We start from the raw sequence: 17,873 nt of genomic DNA on the forward strand, positions 1-17,873 counted from the left end.
TTAGATGTTTAAAGGTGGAAATATGAATAAAGCTATGAAACAAATGAAAAAGATGCAATCCGATATGGCAAAAATGCAAGATGAATTAAAGGACAAAACAGTGGAAGCTACTGCTGGTGGTGGAGTAGTTAAGGTTGTGGCTAATGGTCACAAAGAAGTAAAAGATATTGAAATTAAACCAGAAGCTGTAGATCCTGATGATGTAGAAATGCTTCAAGATTTAGTTTTAGCAGCTGTTAATGAAGCACTAAAAAATGCTGACGACTTAGCTGAAAAAGAAATGCAAAAAGTAACAGGAGGACTTCAACTACCTCCAGGAATGTTTTAAATGGAAGTTCAATCAGTTTTTCTTACACAACTTGTGGAATCTTTGCAGATGTTGCCAGGGGTAGGGAAAAAATCAGCCCAAAGGTTGGCATATTACATAATGAAAATGCCAGAACAAGAAGCAAAAAAACTGTCACAGTCTATTGAAAATGTAAAAACAAAAGTTAAAGAATGTGTGGTATGTAGTAATTTTACAGAAAATGAAAAATGTCCTATTTGTATGAATGAAAAAAGAGATAAAAACATTATATGTGTAGTACAAGAAGCAAAGGATATAGGGGTTGTGGAAAGAGTTGGTGAATATAACGGGTATTATCATGTTCTTAAGGGTGTTATATCTCCGATGGAAGGTGTTGGTCCTGAAGAGCTCAATATTTCTTCTTTACTTAGCAGAATAAAAGAAGATGAAATAAAAGAGGTCATTGTTGCTACAAACCCAAATGTTGAAGGTGAAGCTACAGCCATGTATTTATCAAAAATAATAAAACCTTTAGGCGTAAAAGTTACTAGAATAGCTCATGGGTTGCCGGTAGGTGGAGATATAGAATACGCAGATGAAGTTACTCTTTCAAGAGCTATGCATGGTAGAATGGAAATATAGGAAAACGGGTCACGATATCAAATCGCGGCCCGTTTTCCTATATTATTTTGTATGATTTTAACAAATTAAGTCAATAATTATACTAAGATAAGACAAATTTGTTAAAGGTGGTGTTGAGGGTGAAAATAAAGGTTTTATTAAAGAAAACAAAGGATTATTTCTTAGATGATGGTAACCAAGTAGATGTACCTAAAAGCAAAAGCGCTTTACAGCTAACTGAGGAGGCAAAAAGAGAGTGGCAGTGTGCAAAAGAATACTTTAATAGCGTTACCGATCCAGATCTAGTTGACTACGCTATACATTCAATTGCAGCAGCGGAAAAAAGGTATCAATATTTATTAAAGCAAGCAAAGGAAAAACAAAATAATAAGTATATTTTAAATAACAATGAATAGTTTTATAAAAATGAAATACTATGTAATTGCAAATGATCAGATTTTACCTCTATACGAACAAACATGTCATTTAAAAAAGAAATGCAAGATTCATTAGGTTATAATTACATTTCTTTAGGCAGTTCTAAGCTATCCATAAAAGCGCTTTTATAGTGAGTTTTATGTAGACAACTATAAAAAAGCATAGGAGGGTTACTATGAATGCTAATTATGAAATTTTATTTATATCAATTTTAGCCCTATTTGCGGCAGCTTTATTATTAAGACCGATGATAAAGCGGGGTAAAACAATACTTAAACTAGTACTTTTTTCTGGAATGGGGTTATGTCTATTAATATTTTTAAATATTTTTGGCAATTATTTTAATATGTACCTACCATTAAATTATTTTACTATATTAACTTCTCTAGCATTAGGGTGTCCAGGTGTTGTTATGCTAGGTGTTCTAAAGATTATTTTTGTATAATCAAACAAAAAAACAAAAAAACGCATAAATTGTTGACTTATGATTTTTAGTATGGTATAGTATTACTTGTCGCTGAGATATGCGGCAACAAATTAGGTCTTTGAAAATTGAACAGCTAATGCAAAAGCCAGAAATGCAGACTAGAATTCCTGCTCTTGGAATTCGTAGTCGAATTTACCCAAAAACTTTTACTCAAAAGTTTGTTGGGCTCCGTTTTAATTAGTTTTAAAACATTTAAGTAAGATGAGCTAAATTTTAGCTTTTCATAGAATCTTTTATGGAGAGTTTGATCCTGGCTCAGGACGAACGCTGGCGGCATGCCTCACACATGCAAGTCGAACGATCCGACACTCAACCTAGTTGAGTGTCTGGATAGTGGCGGACGGGTGCGTAACACGTGGGCAACCTGCCCTTTAGATCGGGATACCATCGGGAAACTGATGTTAATACCGGATACCTTCTTTTTGTCACCTGATAAAAAGAAGAAAGATTTATCGCTAAAGGATGGGCCCGCGCTTCATTAGCTAGTTGGTAGGGTAACGGCCTACCAAGGCAACGATGGATAGCTGGTCTGAGAGGACGATCAGCCACACTGGGACTGAGACACGGCCCAGACTCCTACGGGAGGCAGCAGTGGGGGATATTGCGCAATGGGGGCAACCCTGACGCAGCAATGCCGCGTGAAGGATGAAGGTTTTCGGATCGTAAACTTCTGTTATGAGGGATGAATAAAATGACAGTACCTCAAGAGGAAGCCCCGGCTAACTACGTGCCAGCAGCCGCGGTAATACGTAGGGGGCGAGCGTTGTCCGGAATTACTGGGCGTAAAGAGCATGTAGGTGGTTTGATAAGTCAGATGTTAAACTGCGGGGCTCAACCCCGTATTGCATTTGAAACTGTCAAACTTGAGGACAGGAGAGGAAAGTGGAATTCCTAGTGTAGCGGTGAAATGCGTAGATATTAGGAGGAACACCAGTGGCGAAGGCGACTTTCTGGACTGTACCTGACACTGAGATGCGAAAGCGTGGGGAGCGAACAGGATTAGATACCCTGGTAGTCCACGCCGTAAACGCTGGGCACTAGGTGTAGGGGGTTTAGATACCCTCTGTGCCGCAGTTAACGCACTAAGTGCCCCGCCTGGGGAGTACGACCGCAAGGTTGAAACTCAAAGGAATTGACGGGGGCCCGCACAAGCAGCGGAGCATGTGGTTTAATTCGACGCAACGCGAAGAACCTTACCAGGGCTTGACATCCTCTGAAGGCTTTAGAGATAGAGTCGTCCTCTTTTGAGGCAGAGAGACAGGTGGTGCATGGTTGTCGTCAGCTCGTGTCGTGAGATGTTGGGTTAAGTCCCGTAACGAGCGCAACCCTTATTCTTAGTTGCCAGCAGGTTAAGCTGGGCACTCTAAGGAGACTGCCGGTGATAAACCGGGGGAAGGTGGGGATGACGTCAAATCATCATGCCCCTTATGTCCTGGGCTACACACGTGCTACAATGGCCTGAACAACGGGAAGCGAAGGAGCGATCTGGAGCGAATCCTTTAAATCAGGTCTCAGTTCGGATTGCAGGCTGCAACTCGCCTGCATGAAGTCGGAGTTGCTAGTAATCGCGAGTCAGCATATCGCGGTGAATGCGTTCCCGGGCCTTGTACACACCGCCCGTCACACCACGAAAGTTTGCAACACCCGAAGCCGGTGAGCCAACCGGTTGGGAGGTGAGAGGTGAGAAGTTGGAAGTGAGAAAAGATAAAGTCGCAAGTTAGAAGAAGGGTTAAGTAAAAAGGTCTAAAGACTATATTTACAAGCAATAATCCCACCTCTAACATCCCACGACCCAAACTCATTTCAGAATCTCGGTTCTCACATCCCAACTGGAGGCAACCGTCGAAGGTGGGGCGAATGATTGGGGTGAAGTCGTAACAAGGTAGCCGTATCGGAAGGTGCGGCTGGATCACCTCCTTTCTAAGGAGCTTTAACTTATGGTTAGTAGCTTAGCTGTTTAATTTTGAAAGACCTAGTCTTTCAACCGATCTTTGAAATTACCCATAAGGAAAGAAACTAAGAAAGTATCAACCCGAGAAACAAAAGCGTGGTAGATACAATTTCATTATGTTTAAACGAGCAAATTAGGTCAAGTTACAAAGGGCGCACGGCGGATGCCTTGGCGCTGGGAGTCGAAGAAGGACGTAGCGAGCTGCGAAAAGCCGCGATTAGCTGCAAGCAAGCTGTAAGTCGCGGATTTCCCAATGGGGCAACCCACCACAGTTAATACTGTGGTACCACCACCTGAATAAGTAGGGTGGTAGGAGACAACCGGGGGAACTGAAACATCTAAGTACCCCGAGGAAGAGAAAGAAAACTCGATTCCCTAAGTAGTGGCGAGCGAACGGGGAAGAGCCTAAACATTTTTAGTGTAAGCCTGTATGCGTTGCTAAAAGTGGGTTGAGGGAGTTACTTTACAAGTGGATACAGCCACTTGGGATAGTTACAAAATTAAAGTTTAGGCGAATTGGCTGGGAAGCCAAACGATACAAGGTGAAAGTCCTGTAGCCGAAAAGCTTTAAACTATCTAAGTAGCCACCCGAGTATTGCGGGACACGAGAAACCCCGTAAGAATCTAGGAGGACCACCTCCAAAGGCTAAATACTACCCAGCGACCGATAGTGAACAAGTACCGTGAGGGAAAGGTGAAAAGTACCCCAGGCGGGGGATGAAATAGAACCTGAAACCGTGTGCCTACAAACAGTCAGAGCCCCATAAGCGGGTGATGGCGTACCTTTTGTATAATGGATCAGCGAGTTACATTTGCAAGCGAGGTTAAATGGTAAAGCCATGGAGCCGAAGCGAAAGCGAGTCTTAATAGGGCGTTAAGTTTGTATGTGTAGACCCGAACCCGAGTGACCTACCCATGGCCAGGGTGAAGTTTTGGTAACACAAAATGGAGGCCCGAACCCACTAATGTTGAAAAATTAGGGGATGAGCTGTGGGTAGCGGTGAAATGCCAAACGAACTCGGAGATAGCTGGTTCTCCCCGAAATAGCTTTAGGGCTAGCCTCAAGGATGAATAGTGGAGGTAGAGCACTGATTGAGCTAGGGGCCTAACCCAGGTTACCGAACTCAGTCAAACTCCGAATGCCATATATTTAGACCTTGGGAGTCAGACTATGGGTGATAAGGTCCATAGTCGAGAGGGAAACAGCCCAGACCATCTGCTAAGGTCCCCAAGTGTAAGCTAAGTGGAAAAGGATGTGGGATTGCTTAGACAACCAGGATGTTGGCTTAGAAGCAGCCACCATTTAAAGAGTGCGTAATAGCTCACTGGTCAAGTGATCCTGCGCCGAAAATGTCCGGGGCTAAAGCTTACCACCGAAGCAATGGAAGAGTAGTAGTGTGAGGTGAGAGGTTAGAAATAAGTAAAAAATGTACGTTTAAGCAAAGCTTAAACAAAATCATTTGAACTTTACCAACTTCTGATTTCTCACATCATACTACTACTGTTGGTAGGGGAGCGTTCTAAGTGCGGCGAAGCTGTACCGAAAGGAGCAGTGGAGCGCTTAGAAGTGAGAATGCTGATATAAGTAACGAAAAGAGATGTGAGAACCATCTCCGCCGAAAACCTAAGGTTTCCTGAGGAAGGCTTGTCCGCTCAGGGTAAGCCGGGACCTAAGCCGAGGCCGAAAGGCGTAGGCGATGGACAACTGGTAGAGATTCCAGTGCCACCAAGCTTTGTCTAAGTGATGGGGTGACGCAGTAAGGTAGGTTATCGCACTGATGGATATGTGCGTTCAAGCCAGTAGGGATTAGAGGTAGGCAAATCCGCCTCTATCTATTCTGAGAGGTTAAGAGGACCCAATTAAGGGGAACTAACTAATCCTACACTGCCAAGAAAAGCCTCTAGCAAGAAGCGCGGTGCCCGTACCGTAAACCGACACAGGTAGGTGAGGAGAGAATCCTAAGGCGCTCGGGAGAACCTTCGTTAAGGAACTCGGCAAAATGACCCCGTAACTTCGGGAGAAGGGGTGCCTCGATATTGTGAAGTACATTCGTACTGAGCGAGAGGAGGCCGCAGTGAATAGGCCCAAGCGACTGTTTATCAAAAACACAGGTCTCTGCTAAATCGAAAGATGAAGTATAGGGGCTGACGCCTGCCCGGTGCTGGAAGGTTAAGGGAACGTGTTAGCGCAAGCAAAGCATTGAACCGAAGCCCCAGTAAACGGCGGCCGTAACTATAACGGTCCTAAGGTAGCGAAATTCCTTGTCGGGTAAGTTCCGACCCGCACGAAAGGCGCAACGACTTGGGCGCTGTCTCAACGAAGGACCCGGTGAAATTGTAGTACCTGTGAAGATGCAGGTTACCCGCGACAAGACGGAAAGACCCCGTGGAGCTTTACTGTAGCCTGATATTGGATTTTGGCATTTACTGTACAGCATAGGTGGGAGGCTGAGAATAGAGGACGCTAGTTTTCTAGGAGCCTAAAGTGGGATACCACCCTGTGAATGTTGGAATTCTAACTAGAAGCCGTAATCCGGTTTTAGGACAGTGTCAGGTGGGCAGTTTGACTGGGGCGGTCGCCTCCCAAAGAGTAACGGAGGCGCCCCAAGGTCTCCTCAGAATGGTTGGAAATCATTCGTAGAGTGCAAAGGCATAAGGAGGCTTGACTGCGAGACTTACAAGTCGAGCAGGGACGAAAGTCGGGCTTAGTGACCCGGCGGTACCGAGTGGAAGGGCCGTCGCTCAACGGATAAAAGCTACCCCGGGGATAACAGGCTTATCTCCCCCAAGAGTTCACATCGACGGGGAGGTTTGGCACCTCGATGTCGGCTCATCGCATCCTGGGGCTGTAGTAGGTCCCAAGGGTTGGGCTGTTCGCCCATTAAAGCGGTACGCGAGCTGGGTTCAGAACGTCGTGAGACAGTTCGGTCCCTATCTGTCGCGGGCGCAGGAAGTTTGAGAGGATCTGTCCTTAGTACGAGAGGACCGGGATGGACGAACCTCTAGTGTACCAGTTGTCACGCCAGTGGCAGTGCTGGGTAGCTAAGTTCGGCACGGATAAGCGCTGAAAGCATCTAAGCGCGAAGCCACCTTCAAGATAAGACTTCCCAACTTGTAAAAGTGTAAGACTCCAGATAGACTATCTGGTAGATAGGCCGGGGGTGTACAGGTAGTAATACCTTTAGCTGACCGGTACTAATAAGTCGAGGACTTGACCAACTTAGTTTAGATAATGACTTAGTTTTCTTTCCTTATGGTAATTTGAATCCAGTGACCATAGCGAAGAGGTCCCACCGGTTCCCATCTCGAACACCGAAGTTAAGCTCTTCAGCGCCGATGGTACTTGGGGTCTACCCCCTGGAAGAGTAGGACGTCGCTGGGTACTTTAAAACACCTAACCATATTCTTTGGTTAGGTGTTTTTTAACGTTTTCAGTATGAGTAGTAAAACCAATTCTTTTCAGTGTTATTTTATAATACTATATTTTGTTTTATGACTGACTTCTTCGAATAGAGTTATTACAGTTTTGGGGTCATTTCTACGTTGAATATAATAACTCTATTCTTAGTTTCTTGATTTTTATGTATTTTTTTAATTGATAAAACTCTTTTACTATTTCCGTTACAATGTCTTTTTAACTTTTATTAAACCGATACATTGGTTGTTCATTGAACATTTTTCCACCACTTTTTGTATATTTATAAAGATAGCCCCTTATTGTTATAAATAGTACTTGATAAATTTCTACTTTAACATAAGGGGCTATTCTTTTTTATTTTTTTTCCACACTGTTTTCTTTAAATGGACATTATTTAAGCAAATGGTATATGTACGCTAATCTTGTTGTTCGGACTACCACTAACATCTATGTACCAAATTTTATAAAACATTTGACAAAAACAAGGGTGGAATGCCAATTTATGACAGAGAATAGTGAAATTTAGTTTTTAATTAAAAGGAAAAAGATTAGATGATATGAGTGAAATCTAATAAAGTATTATATCTTAAAGCATATGCGAGTATGTCTGACTATATTTGACTATTATTATCTCTAACGGTTATATATACTATCAACTCTATTAGAGTGTGGTTTATTGCTATAGAACCCATCTGACTATCTTTGACCATTTATATACCGCTGTGATAGTATTAACTAGTGTGATTACATAAGAAAAGATGAGGAGGCAGGATCATTGTCTAATAAGTTAGTGGTAAAAAACTTATATAAAATTTTTGGCAAGAAGCCCCATAGAGGGGTAAAGCTTATTGAACAAGGAAAATCCAAAGAAGAAATTTTAAGAGAAAATAGATTGACTGTGGCTGTAAACAATGCAAACTTTTCTGTAAAAAAAGGGGAAGTATTTGTTATTATGGGATTGTCTGGAAGTGGTAAATCTACACTGGTACGGTGCTTAAATAGACTTTTAGAGCCAACTGATGGTGAGGTTCTTTTGGATGGTAAAGATATATCTAAGTTAAGTCCAGCAGAACTCAGGGAAATCCGCAGAAAGTCTATGAGCATGGTATTTCAAAACTTTGCTCTTTTACCATCTAGAACGGTGTTAGCAAATGTAGAGTATGGTTTGGAAGTCCAAAACATCCCTAAAGAAGAGAGAGAAAGCAAGGCGTTAAAAGCTTTGAAGCAGGTAGGATTATCAGGTTATGAGCATAATCTACCTAGCCAACTAAGTGGGGGTATGCAACAAAGGGTTGGTCTTGCAAGGGCTCTAGCAAATGACCCTGATATTTTACTTATGGATGAAGCGTTTAGTGCGTTAGATCCATTGATTCGTGCAGACATGCAGGATGAGTTACTTGAACTTCAAGAAGAGATGCAAAAAACTATCATATTTATTACCCACGATTTAGATGAAGCTCTAAAAATAGGTGATAGAATATTGTTAATGAAAGATGGAAAATCAGTGCAAGTAGGGACGGCAGAAGAAATATTGTCCAATCCAGCCAACGATTATGTCAGACGTTTTGTTCAAGGTGTTAATAGAAGTGAGATATTAACAGCTGCTGATGTTATGGCAAAACCATTTACAACAGTTGGCGGCACACAAGGGCCAAGGGTGGCTCTAAAGGAAATGAGAGAGCATGGATTAAACTCTATCCTTGTTACAGAAAAAAGAAGGCTTATAGGTGTCGTTCATATTGATGATGTTTACAAAGCTATTGAAGAAGGTAAAAAAGAGCTAAATGGAATTATAAAAAAAGATGAAGTTAAAACTGTTTATCCAGAAACTAGTATTCAGGACTTAATTGAAGTTACAGCAAGCGATTCGCTACCAACAGCAGTAGTAAACGATGAAAATAAGTTATTAGGAGTAATAGTTAAAGGCAGTGTTTTAGAGGCCTTAATCCCAGAAAGGGGTGAAGCAAATGATTCCTAGAATTCCAATGGGAGAAGCGGCTGTTTGGTTTGAAAATTTCCTCGTAGATAATTTTGATTTTTTATTTAGCTTTATTAGAGATGTAGTAAACTCTATAGTAGGTTTTATACAAAATATGCTTCACTTGCCTGTCTATTGGGTAGCTATTGCAATTGCTTTAGTAGCAATATTACACTTAAATAAAAAAACGCAAATTTCAAGTTTGACATTAGGGAGTATAAAATTAAACAAAATTTCAGCTTCTATTTTATACGTAGTTCTAACAGCAATTCTTTATATAGTGCTAAACTTGTTTTTAGCAAGTTATATTGCCGTTAATATAGCAGCTTTAGCTTTACTATTTATGGTTACAAAGTCAACAACAATTGCTGCAATTCAGGTTTTATCGTATGGTGCAGCTTTTTTAATAGCAACCTTGGCTCCTGAAGTTTCATCACCTTTTATGTTTGCAGCTTTTATAGCTTACTTATCTTATGTTCTTTCCGGCAAAGGTGTAGCAATTTTTGCTGGTTTAGGAATACTGCTGATAAATAATATTAATCTTTGGTCTGAAACAGTAGAAACACTTTCCCTTATATTGACGTCGACTCTTTTGGCATTGCTAATTTCAATACCTTTAGGTATTCTAGCTGCAAAAAATGACAGGGTTGATGCAATATTGAGGCCAATTCTTGACTTTATGCAAACAATGCCGGCCTTTGTATATCTTATTCCAGCTGTTGTTTTGTTTGATATAGGTTATACACCGGCAGCAGTGGCAACTATAATTTTTGCTATGCCGCCAGCCATAAGGCTAACAAACTTGGGTATAAGGCAAGTACCTCAAGAGTTAGTAGAAGCTGGTAAAGCATTCGGCTCCACGCCAACACAAATGCTGTTTAAAATACAGCTTCCTCAGGCGATGCCTACAATCATGGCTGGAATAAACCAGTGTATAATGTTATCACTTTCTATGGTAGTTATAGCATCTATGATAGGTGCAAGAGGATTGGGAAGTGTGGTTATGCGTGGTGTAAGTCAGCTAGAAACAGGGGTAGGCTTCGAAGGAGGAATAGCTGTTGTAATAATTGCTATCATACTAGATAGACTTACCCAAGGGGTAAGTAAGTAAAAAATAGATTTAAAAATTTCAAGGAGGTTTTAGTTTTATGTTTAAAAGAAAAGGGTTAACATTATCTTTGATGATTGTTTTAATTGTTTCGCTTGTAGCTGTAGGCTGTGGCGATGGAAATGGAGAAGGAGAAGTACCAGGAGATGCTTCAGAAGAGTCAGTAGTGGATAAGTTTGATGGACAAATTACAGGCATTGACGCTGGTGCAGGAGTTATGGGTGCCGCTGAAGATGCAATTGAAGAATATGGTTTAGATATGGAACTGGTTGAAAGCAGTGATGCTGCAATGACAGCAAGCTTACAAAGAGCTTATGAAAATGAAGAGTATATTGTAGTTACTGGCTGGGCTCCTCACTGGAAATTTGCAGATTTTGATTTGAAGTTTTTAGAGGATCCAAAAGAAGTTTTTGGTGGAGAAGAAACAATAAACACAATAACAAGGAAAGATTTTGCTGCTGATCATCCAGAAGTAAATCAGTTTTTAGAAAACTATTATTTATCACCAGAAGAGCTAGCTAGCGCTATTGGAATGATGGAAGAGATTGATGATAGAGATGAAGCAGCACAAACATGGATTGAAGAAAACCAAGATTTAGTTGATGGTTGGTTAGAAGGAACAGAGCTTAATGGTTCTGGTGAAGTGACTATCACTTATGTTGAATGGGCTTGCGCAACAGCTAGTACCTATGTTGTAAAAAATATTTTAGAAGATGCAGGTTACGATGTTGAGGTAGATGCCCTTCAAGCTGGAGCTATGTGGCAAGGAGTTGCTTCAGGAGCTGCTGACTTTTTACTAGCTGCCTGGTTGCCAGGGACACATGAAAGCTATTACGAAGACTATAGTGACGAAGTAGTGGATTTAGGACCTAACTATGAAGGAGCAGCAATTGGTCTTGTGGTTCCTGAATATGTTGAAATAGACTCTATTGAAGATTTAGTAGAATAAGTAATTGAATAGCTCAAAAAGGATCGGCTGATTGCCGATCCTTTTTTCGTTAATATAATTAATAATTTTACAAAGTCTTAAAAAGTAGTTAAAAAAGTTGAAAAAATCATTTTTTATGGTATAATATTTTCTTAATAACTAAAAAAGAATTTTGCCCCGTATAATCATCGGAATTGGCTGGTGAGTTTCTACTGAAGAACCAAAATTCTTCTGCTACGAGGGTGTAGGACTCCTATACCCTCATTAGACTCTTGTTAGCCTAATGGGGTTTTATATTAAAAAGGAGTGACGTAAATGAAAGAAAAATTTATTCCAATGGATGGTTTAACTTTTGACGATGTATTGCTAGTCCCTCAAAAGTCAAGTATTCTACCCCATCAAGCTAATTTAAAATCAAAATTAACGAAAGAGTTAACTTTAAATGTACCGCTTCTTAGTGCAGGAATGGATACAGTTACTGAAGCTAAAACTGCTATAGCGATGGCTCGTGAAGGTGGAATTGGTGTTATTCATAAAAACATGACCATTGAGCAGCAGAGTTCAGAAGTAGACAAAGTAAAAAGGTCTGAGCATGGGGTTATTACCGACCCATTTTACTTGAAAGAGGATGATTCACTGGAAGATGCATCAAAAATTATGGCTAGGTATAGGATATCAGGAGTTCCAATTTGTAGAGGCTCAAAACTTGTGGGGATAATTACGAACAGGGATTTAAGGTTTGTAGAGGATTTGACTCAACCCATTAAGGAAGTCATGACTAAGAAGGACCTTATTGTTGCAGAGGAAGGAACTAACTTAAATCAGGCAAGAGAAATTCTAATGAAGCATAAAGTAGAAAAGCTTCCTATTGTAGATCAGAACTTTAACTTAAAGGGGCTTATCACAATAAAGGATATTGAAAAAGCTAAGTTATATCCTAATTCTGCTAAAGATAAAAATGGTAGGCTATTAGTAGCTGCAGCTGTTGGAACTGGTGAAGATACTATGAAAAGAGTGGAGTCCTTAGTTAAAGCAAAAGTTGATGTAATTGTAGTTGATACCGCTCATGGACATTCTCAGGGAGTTTTAGACACTGTTAGCATTCTTAAAAAAACTTATCCTAGTATACAAGTCATAGGTGGAAACGTAGCAACTCCAGAAGCAACAGAAGATCTTATAAAAGCCGGCGCTGATGCTGTTAAGGTAGGGATAGGACCAGGCTCTATTTGTACCACTAGAGTTGTTGCAGGGGTAGGAGTACCTCAGATAACAGCAGTTTATCAGTGTAACCAAGTTGCCCAACAATACGGAGTTCCTATTATCGCTGATGGTGGGGTTAAATACTCAGGAGATATAGTTAAAGCCTTAGCAACAGGGGCTTCTACTGTAATGTTAGGAAGTCTGTTAGCAGGCACAGAAGAAAGTCCTGGAGAAACAGAAATATATGCAGGTAGGAGTTATAAAGTTTATAGAGGTATGGGTTCAATGGGAGCAATGGAAAAAGGAAGCAAAGACAGATACTTCCAACACAATCAAAAAAAATTAGTCCCCGAAGGGGTGGAAGGTCGAGTTCCCTATAAAGGAAGTTTGTCAGACTCCATATACCAGCTACTAGGTGGTATAAGAGCAGGCATGGGTTATTGTGGTGCCAAAGATTTAAAAACATTAAGGAATACCGCAAAACTTGTTAAAATTACAGGTGCTGGATTGCAGGAAAGCCACCCTCATCATATAGATATTACTAAAGAAGCACCTAATTATAGCTAACTTAGAATAACAGGCAAGTATTTGGAAAGCATAGCCTAAAAGGGCGGTGTTTTTATGGAGAATAATTGCATTTTGTGTAGTTGTCAAACAAAACAGGGAATAAAAATATTAGAAAGCTTTATTTGTACTAAATGTGTCGATTTAGTATCTAAAGCAGAGGTTGAAAATCCTAACTATAAGGATATTTTATTTAAAATGAAAAAGATATGGGCAGAAGATGACAAGGGGCAAGCGGCAAAAAATTAAATTTGAGCCGCCTGTCCCTTCTTCTTTTCTGTTATAATATAGTTAATCAAAAAAATAAGTTAGCTTTTACTAAAGATAAAAGTTCATGGTGATTAACTGTAAAAACAATACTTTCCCTTAAGGTTAAGGGCAGGGTTTATGCAAGGGAGGCTTAAAGATAAATTGTCTTTGTTTGATATAATTGCTGTAAGGCAGAATCAAAGGAAACGTACAAATTTTTATATGCCTGGTCATATAGGAGGAAATAATAATACTTTCTTTAAAAATATATTCAAATATGATACAACAGAGATAGATTGCTTTGATGACTACCATAAACCTAAAGGGATAATTAAACATGGCGAGAAACTTTTAAGCAAAACATTTTATAGTAAAAAAAGCATATACCTTTTAAATGGTTCAACCAGTGGAATCTTAGCAGGAATGTCTTACTTGTTTAATGAAAAAAGTAAAGTGTTAGTTTCTAGAGACTGTCATAAATCGGTTATTAACGGATTAGTAGTGACAGGGGCAAACCCTGTATATTTAAAACCTCTTTTTAATTTTGAAATAGATATATCATTACCAATTACTTTAAAGCAAATAAAAAAGGCATATAGCGAAAATATGGATGCTTGTGGAATTGTCCTTACATATCCTAACTACTATGGTGTCTATCCTGAAAATCTAGAAGATATAATAAGATTTTGTAAAGAAAAAGGTTTAATGGTTTTGTTAGATGAAGCCCATGGTGCACATTTATATTTTAGCAATTTTGCAAATAAGTTGGGTAATTATTGTAAAGCAGATATTGTTATAAGTAGTTTTCATAAAAATTTAACTGGATTAACTCAAACAGCTATGCTTCATATAAACAATGGGAATTTTAACGTCACCGAGGTTAGAAACCATGTCTCGCTGGTTACTACTACTAGCCCATCGTATATTTTTCTTACTTCTATGGACTATAGTAGAAAGCTATATAATACTAAAGGGAAAAAAATATTGCAAAACACCATAGAATTAGCCTCGTATATGCAGGATTTATTAGAAAAACATAAAATACAATATATTAAAGATTTATCAAAAGAATACTTTGTTGATCCCACAAAAGTTACTGTTTTATTTCCGAGAAAATATATAGCTCAAAAGGTTTACAATAAATTAAACAAACATGGAATTTTTCCTGAATTGCTGGAAGGAAGAAAAATACTATTTTTAATTAAACCTGCTCATAGTAAGAGTGAGATCAAAAAAACGGTTGCTTTAATTAGAAGATTTTTGCATAAAAGAAAAAATGAAAAAATAATAGATCAAATAGATTTATATACTTATAATAACTCAGGGATATCGCCTAGAGCTGCCTTTTACAGTTCATCTAAATGGGTGCACCTAAAAGCCTCTATAGGTAAAATATCAACAAGCACTATCACACCATATCCTCCTGGAATACCTACTGTAATGCCAGGAGAAAAAATTACAGAAGAAATAGTGGCTTTCATACAAAGCTTTGCAGGTGAAATTCATGGTGTAGAGGATGGACACATACAAGTTATGAGATAGGAAGTGAATACATGGATTTAAAAGGAAAATTTATTGTTATTGAAGGTGCTGATGGAGCGGGGAAAACAACTCAAGCTAATATGTTATGCAATTTTTTCGAAGTCAATGCAATCGATTATTTATATACACGGGAGCCTGGAGGGACAGATGTTGGTAATGAAATAAGAAATATTTTACTAAATTTTAAAGGTAATATCAATCCGATAACAGAAACTATACTATATAGTGCAGCTAGGGCTCAACTAATCCAAGATGTCATTAAGCCTAAGTTAGATCAAGGTATAAATGTTGTAGCTGATAGATATGTTTTTTCTAGTATTGTATATCAGGGAATAGCCCTGGGAGTTGAGGAAAAAGTAGTAGCAGATATAAACAAAATAGCTACTGAGAGTTTAATGCCAGATTATACATTTTATATAGATTTAAATGTAGAAAGTTCTTTAGCCAGGATAACTGGCAAAAAAGACAGGATAGAGCAGAGAGGAATTGATTATTTTAAAAAAGTGAGAGAAGGTTATATTTCTTTAACTAAGAAATATCCTATTATTACAATTGATGGAAATAGAAACAAAGAAGAGGTATTTAAAGATATAGTGGAGCATATGGGATTAATCTAATTAAGGGAGGGAAGTAAAATGAAATTAGTAGTGGCGGTAATCCAAGACAAGGATAGTGGTAAACTGCTAGAGGCATTAGTTGAACACAACTTTAAAGCTACTAAGTTAGCTAGCACTGGGGGGTTTTTAAAATCTGGTAATACTACAGTATTAGTAGGTGTTGAGGATGATAAAACCCAACAAGTAGTGAGTATCATTAAAAAAGTATGTAAGGCTAGAGAGAAAACTGTAACAACAATGTCTCCTATAGGGGGAGCTGTAGAATCATATGTACCTTACCCCGTTGAGGTTGTAATTGGGGGAGCTACTATCTTTGTATTAGATGTTGCTCAATTTGAAAAAGCATAAATAGGAATGAAGGAGTAATAAAATGGATGTTATAGGACAAGATCATATTCTTGAATATTTTAAAAAAGTAGTAGGCAGCAACCAGCTAAGCCACTGTTATATTATTCATGGAAAAAAAGGAACGGGGAAAAAGACAATTTCTCGTAAAATAGCACAACTAATTGCTTGTCCTCAAGGATGCGGAAACTGCCGCACTTGTCAGAATATTTACAAGGATAACCACCCTGATATTATAATGTATGTTAATGAAGACCAGAATGTAAAATTAGAAAACATTTCTGAATTTAAGAAAGGGGGGAAATTTTCCCCCTTAGAAATTAACAAAAAAATACTTATCTTAGAAGATACTGAAATGCTTACACCTCAGGCTGCAAACAGTATTTTAACTATGATTGAAGAGCCTCCAGATTATCTTGTGATTATTTTATTAGCTAATAATTTAGATAAAGTGCTTCCTACAATAAGTTCAAGAGCAGTGCCTATAAAAGTAATGCCCTTAAACAAGAATGTGCTAAAAGAATATTTATGTGAAAATGTAAAAATAAAAGAACGGGAAGCTTTGGTTATTTCTAACTTTAGTCAAGGCTCATTAGGACAAGCCATTGATTTAGTTAACTCAGGATTTTTAGAGAAGAGAAAGATAGTAATTGATATCCTATTAAAAATAAAAGAAAAAAAGATTGCATTTGCGGATATAGAACTTAGCATAAAAGAAATAGATCCTGAATTAGTTTTGGATCTGTTAATATTTTGGTATAGAGATATATTATATTTAAAAAAGGGTGGGGCAAAAACAAAAATAGTAAATTTTGACTATTATGATATACTAATAGAAGAAAGAGAATGGCAAGACCCATACTTAGCTATGAAGGAAATAGAAAAAGCTAGGGTTAACCTTAACTATAAAGGAAACTTCATACTTAATCTAGAAGTCCTTTTTATGCGACTACAGGAGGTTTAAAATGAAACAATATGATGTAGTAGGAGTACGCTTTAAACAAGCAGGTAAAATATATTACTTTGATCCAGATAGCTGGGAGTTAGAAGTAGGAGATGGTGTAATTGTAGAAACAGCTAGAGGCTTAGAATATGGAGATGTGGTTGTTTCTAAAAAGCAAGTTGAAGAAAGTGAGTTAGTGTTGCCGTTAAAGAAAGTTGTGAGAAAAGCAACCACAAATGATAAAGAGACCATGAAAGAGAATAAAGAAAAAGCTGAAGAAGCTTTTAAAATTTGTTCGGAAAAAATAGAAAGCCATAACCTTGATATGAAGTTAATCGATGTAGAGTATACCTTCGATTCTTCAAAAATTATCTTTTACTTTACAGCAGATGGAAGAATTGACTTTAGAGAATTGGTAAAAGACTTAGCAGCTGTTTTTAGAACGAGAATAGAACTTCGACAAATTGGGGTTAGAGATGAGGCCAAGATGCTAGGTGGATTAGGATGTTGTGGTAGACCGCTTTGCTGTAATACATTTTTAGGGGAGTTTGACCCTGTCTCTATAAAAATGGCTAAAGAACAAAATTTATCCCTAAATCCAAACAAAATATCAGGTATTTGTGGAAGACTTATGTGTTGTTTACGCTATGAAAATGAGCATTATAAAGAAGCTAATAAAGAACTTCCTAATATAGGGCGGAGGGTTAAGACAAATGTAGGGAAAGGAAAAATAGTAGAAGTAAATCCACTGAAATCAAATGTTAAGATAGAGCTTGATGATAGTAAAACATGGGTGGATTTCCCCGCCACAGAAGTAGAAATTATTGAAGAATAGGGGGAGGGTAATGGAACAAGAAATTAGAATACTAGAAGATAAATTAGAAGAATTTTATCGTACGCTAAAAGATTTAAAGAAAAAAGCAAATACTTTAAATCAAGAAAATCAACGTCTTGAGAAAGAAAACAAGTGGTTAAAAGAGCAACTTCCCAACTCAAAAAAGAAAAAAACTGTTACAACAGTAAAAGAAGGACAAGATGCTTTAGCACGATTATATAATGAAGGATTTCATATTTGTCACTTGCATTATGGTAGCTTAAGGGAGGAAGGGGACTGTTTATTCTGTATTTCTCTCCTTAAAAAATAATAGTTTAATTAGCAGCAGTTCTATTTAAATAGAACTGCTGCTAATTAAAATTC

Annotated in this window: 15 protein-coding genes, 3 rRNA genes and 1 riboswitch; all 18 genes read left to right on the plus strand. The window is 38.3% G+C overall.

All coding sequences use genetic code 11. The features are described 5' to 3' along the window. The first annotated feature begins 4 nt into the window (after nt 1-4). Nucleotides 5-328, plus strand: a complete 324-nt coding sequence (locus PRVXT_RS00160; protein ID WP_350343694.1) for a YbaB/EbfC family nucleoid-associated protein — start codon at nt 5-7, stop codon at nt 326-328. After that, nucleotides 329-928 (plus strand): recombination mediator RecR, encoded by a 600-nt coding sequence (recR, locus tag PRVXT_RS00165; protein ID WP_350343695.1) that lies wholly within the window; start codon nt 329-331, stop codon nt 926-928. A gap of 119 nt (nt 929-1,047) precedes the next feature. Next, complete coding sequence (locus PRVXT_RS00170) at nt 1,048-1,323, plus strand: DUF2508 family protein (RefSeq protein ID WP_350343696.1); 276 nt, start codon at nt 1,048-1,050, stop codon at nt 1,321-1,323. Between the two features lie 197 nt (nt 1,324-1,520). After that, complete coding sequence (locus PRVXT_RS00175) at nt 1,521-1,790, plus strand: pro-sigmaK processing inhibitor BofA family protein (RefSeq protein ID WP_350343697.1); 270 nt, start codon at nt 1,521-1,523, stop codon at nt 1,788-1,790. A gap of 274 nt (nt 1,791-2,064) precedes the next feature. Beyond that, a 16S ribosomal RNA gene (locus PRVXT_RS00180) occupies nt 2,065-3,752 on the plus strand. A 167-nt stretch (nt 3,753-3,919) separates the two neighbouring features. Further along, nucleotides 3,920-7,002, plus strand: a 23S ribosomal RNA gene (locus PRVXT_RS00185). Nucleotides 7,003-7,049: 47 nt separating this feature from the next. After that, nucleotides 7,050-7,165: ribosomal RNA gene (gene rrf, locus PRVXT_RS00190) — 5S ribosomal RNA — on the plus strand. Together the 16S, 23S and 5S rRNA genes form the textbook arrangement of a ribosomal RNA operon. Before the next feature lie 811 nt (nt 7,166-7,976). Continuing rightward, nucleotides 7,977-9,179, plus strand: coding sequence for a quaternary amine ABC transporter ATP-binding protein (locus PRVXT_RS00195; RefSeq protein WP_350343698.1), 1,203 nt, complete (start codon nt 7,977-7,979; stop codon nt 9,177-9,179). After that, nucleotides 9,169-10,290, plus strand: coding sequence for an ABC transporter permease (locus tag PRVXT_RS00200; protein ID WP_350343699.1), 1,122 nt, complete (start codon nt 9,169-9,171; stop codon nt 10,288-10,290). Before PRVXT_RS00195 ends, PRVXT_RS00200 begins: the two co-directional genes overlap by 11 nt. A gap of 37 nt (nt 10,291-10,327) precedes the next feature. Then, nucleotides 10,328-11,236, plus strand: coding sequence for a glycine betaine ABC transporter substrate-binding protein (locus PRVXT_RS00205; protein WP_350343700.1), 909 nt, complete (start codon nt 10,328-10,330; stop codon nt 11,234-11,236). Nucleotides 11,237-11,372: 136 nt separating this feature from the next. Continuing rightward, nucleotides 11,373-11,472: riboswitch (purine riboswitch) on the plus strand. A 58-nt stretch (nt 11,473-11,530) separates the two neighbouring features. Then, on the plus strand, nt 11,531-12,982 hold the full coding sequence (gene guaB / locus PRVXT_RS00210; RefSeq protein ID WP_350343701.1) for an IMP dehydrogenase: 1,452 nt from the start codon (nt 11,531-11,533) through the stop codon (nt 12,980-12,982). Nucleotides 12,983-13,036: 54 nt separating this feature from the next. Next, nucleotides 13,037-13,228: a sigma factor G inhibitor Gin gene (locus PRVXT_RS00215; RefSeq protein WP_350343702.1), complete on the plus strand. Its 192-nt coding sequence runs from the start codon at nt 13,037-13,039 to the stop codon at nt 13,226-13,228. Between the two features lie 162 nt (nt 13,229-13,390). After that, nucleotides 13,391-14,770, plus strand: a complete 1,380-nt coding sequence (locus PRVXT_RS00220) for an aminotransferase class I/II-fold pyridoxal phosphate-dependent enzyme (RefSeq protein ID WP_350343703.1) — start codon at nt 13,391-13,393, stop codon at nt 14,768-14,770. Nucleotides 14,771-14,781: 11 nt separating this feature from the next. Continuing rightward, a complete protein-coding gene (gene tmk / locus PRVXT_RS00225) occupies nt 14,782-15,387 on the plus strand; it encodes a dTMP kinase (RefSeq protein ID WP_350343704.1) in 606 nt (201 codons plus the stop codon). Between the two features lie 18 nt (nt 15,388-15,405). After that, entirely contained in the window at nt 15,406-15,735 is a 330-nt protein-coding gene (locus PRVXT_RS00230; RefSeq protein WP_350343705.1) for a cyclic-di-AMP receptor, read from the plus strand. Between the two features lie 22 nt (nt 15,736-15,757). Then, nucleotides 15,758-16,696: an ATP-binding protein gene (locus tag PRVXT_RS00235; RefSeq protein WP_350343706.1), complete on the plus strand. Its 939-nt coding sequence runs from the start codon at nt 15,758-15,760 to the stop codon at nt 16,694-16,696. A gap of 1 nt (nt 16,697) precedes the next feature. Further along, complete coding sequence (locus PRVXT_RS00240) at nt 16,698-17,510, plus strand: PSP1 domain-containing protein (protein WP_350343707.1); 813 nt, start codon at nt 16,698-16,700, stop codon at nt 17,508-17,510. A 10-nt stretch (nt 17,511-17,520) separates the two neighbouring features. After that, nucleotides 17,521-17,820, plus strand: a complete 300-nt coding sequence (locus PRVXT_RS00245; protein ID WP_350343708.1) for an initiation-control protein YabA — start codon at nt 17,521-17,523, stop codon at nt 17,818-17,820. The last annotated feature ends 53 nt before the right edge of the window (nt 17,821-17,873 follow it).

The organism is Proteinivorax tanatarense, assembly GCF_040267685.1.
Lineage (GTDB): Bacteria > Bacillota > Proteinivoracia > Proteinivoracales > Proteinivoracaceae > Proteinivorax > Proteinivorax tanatarense.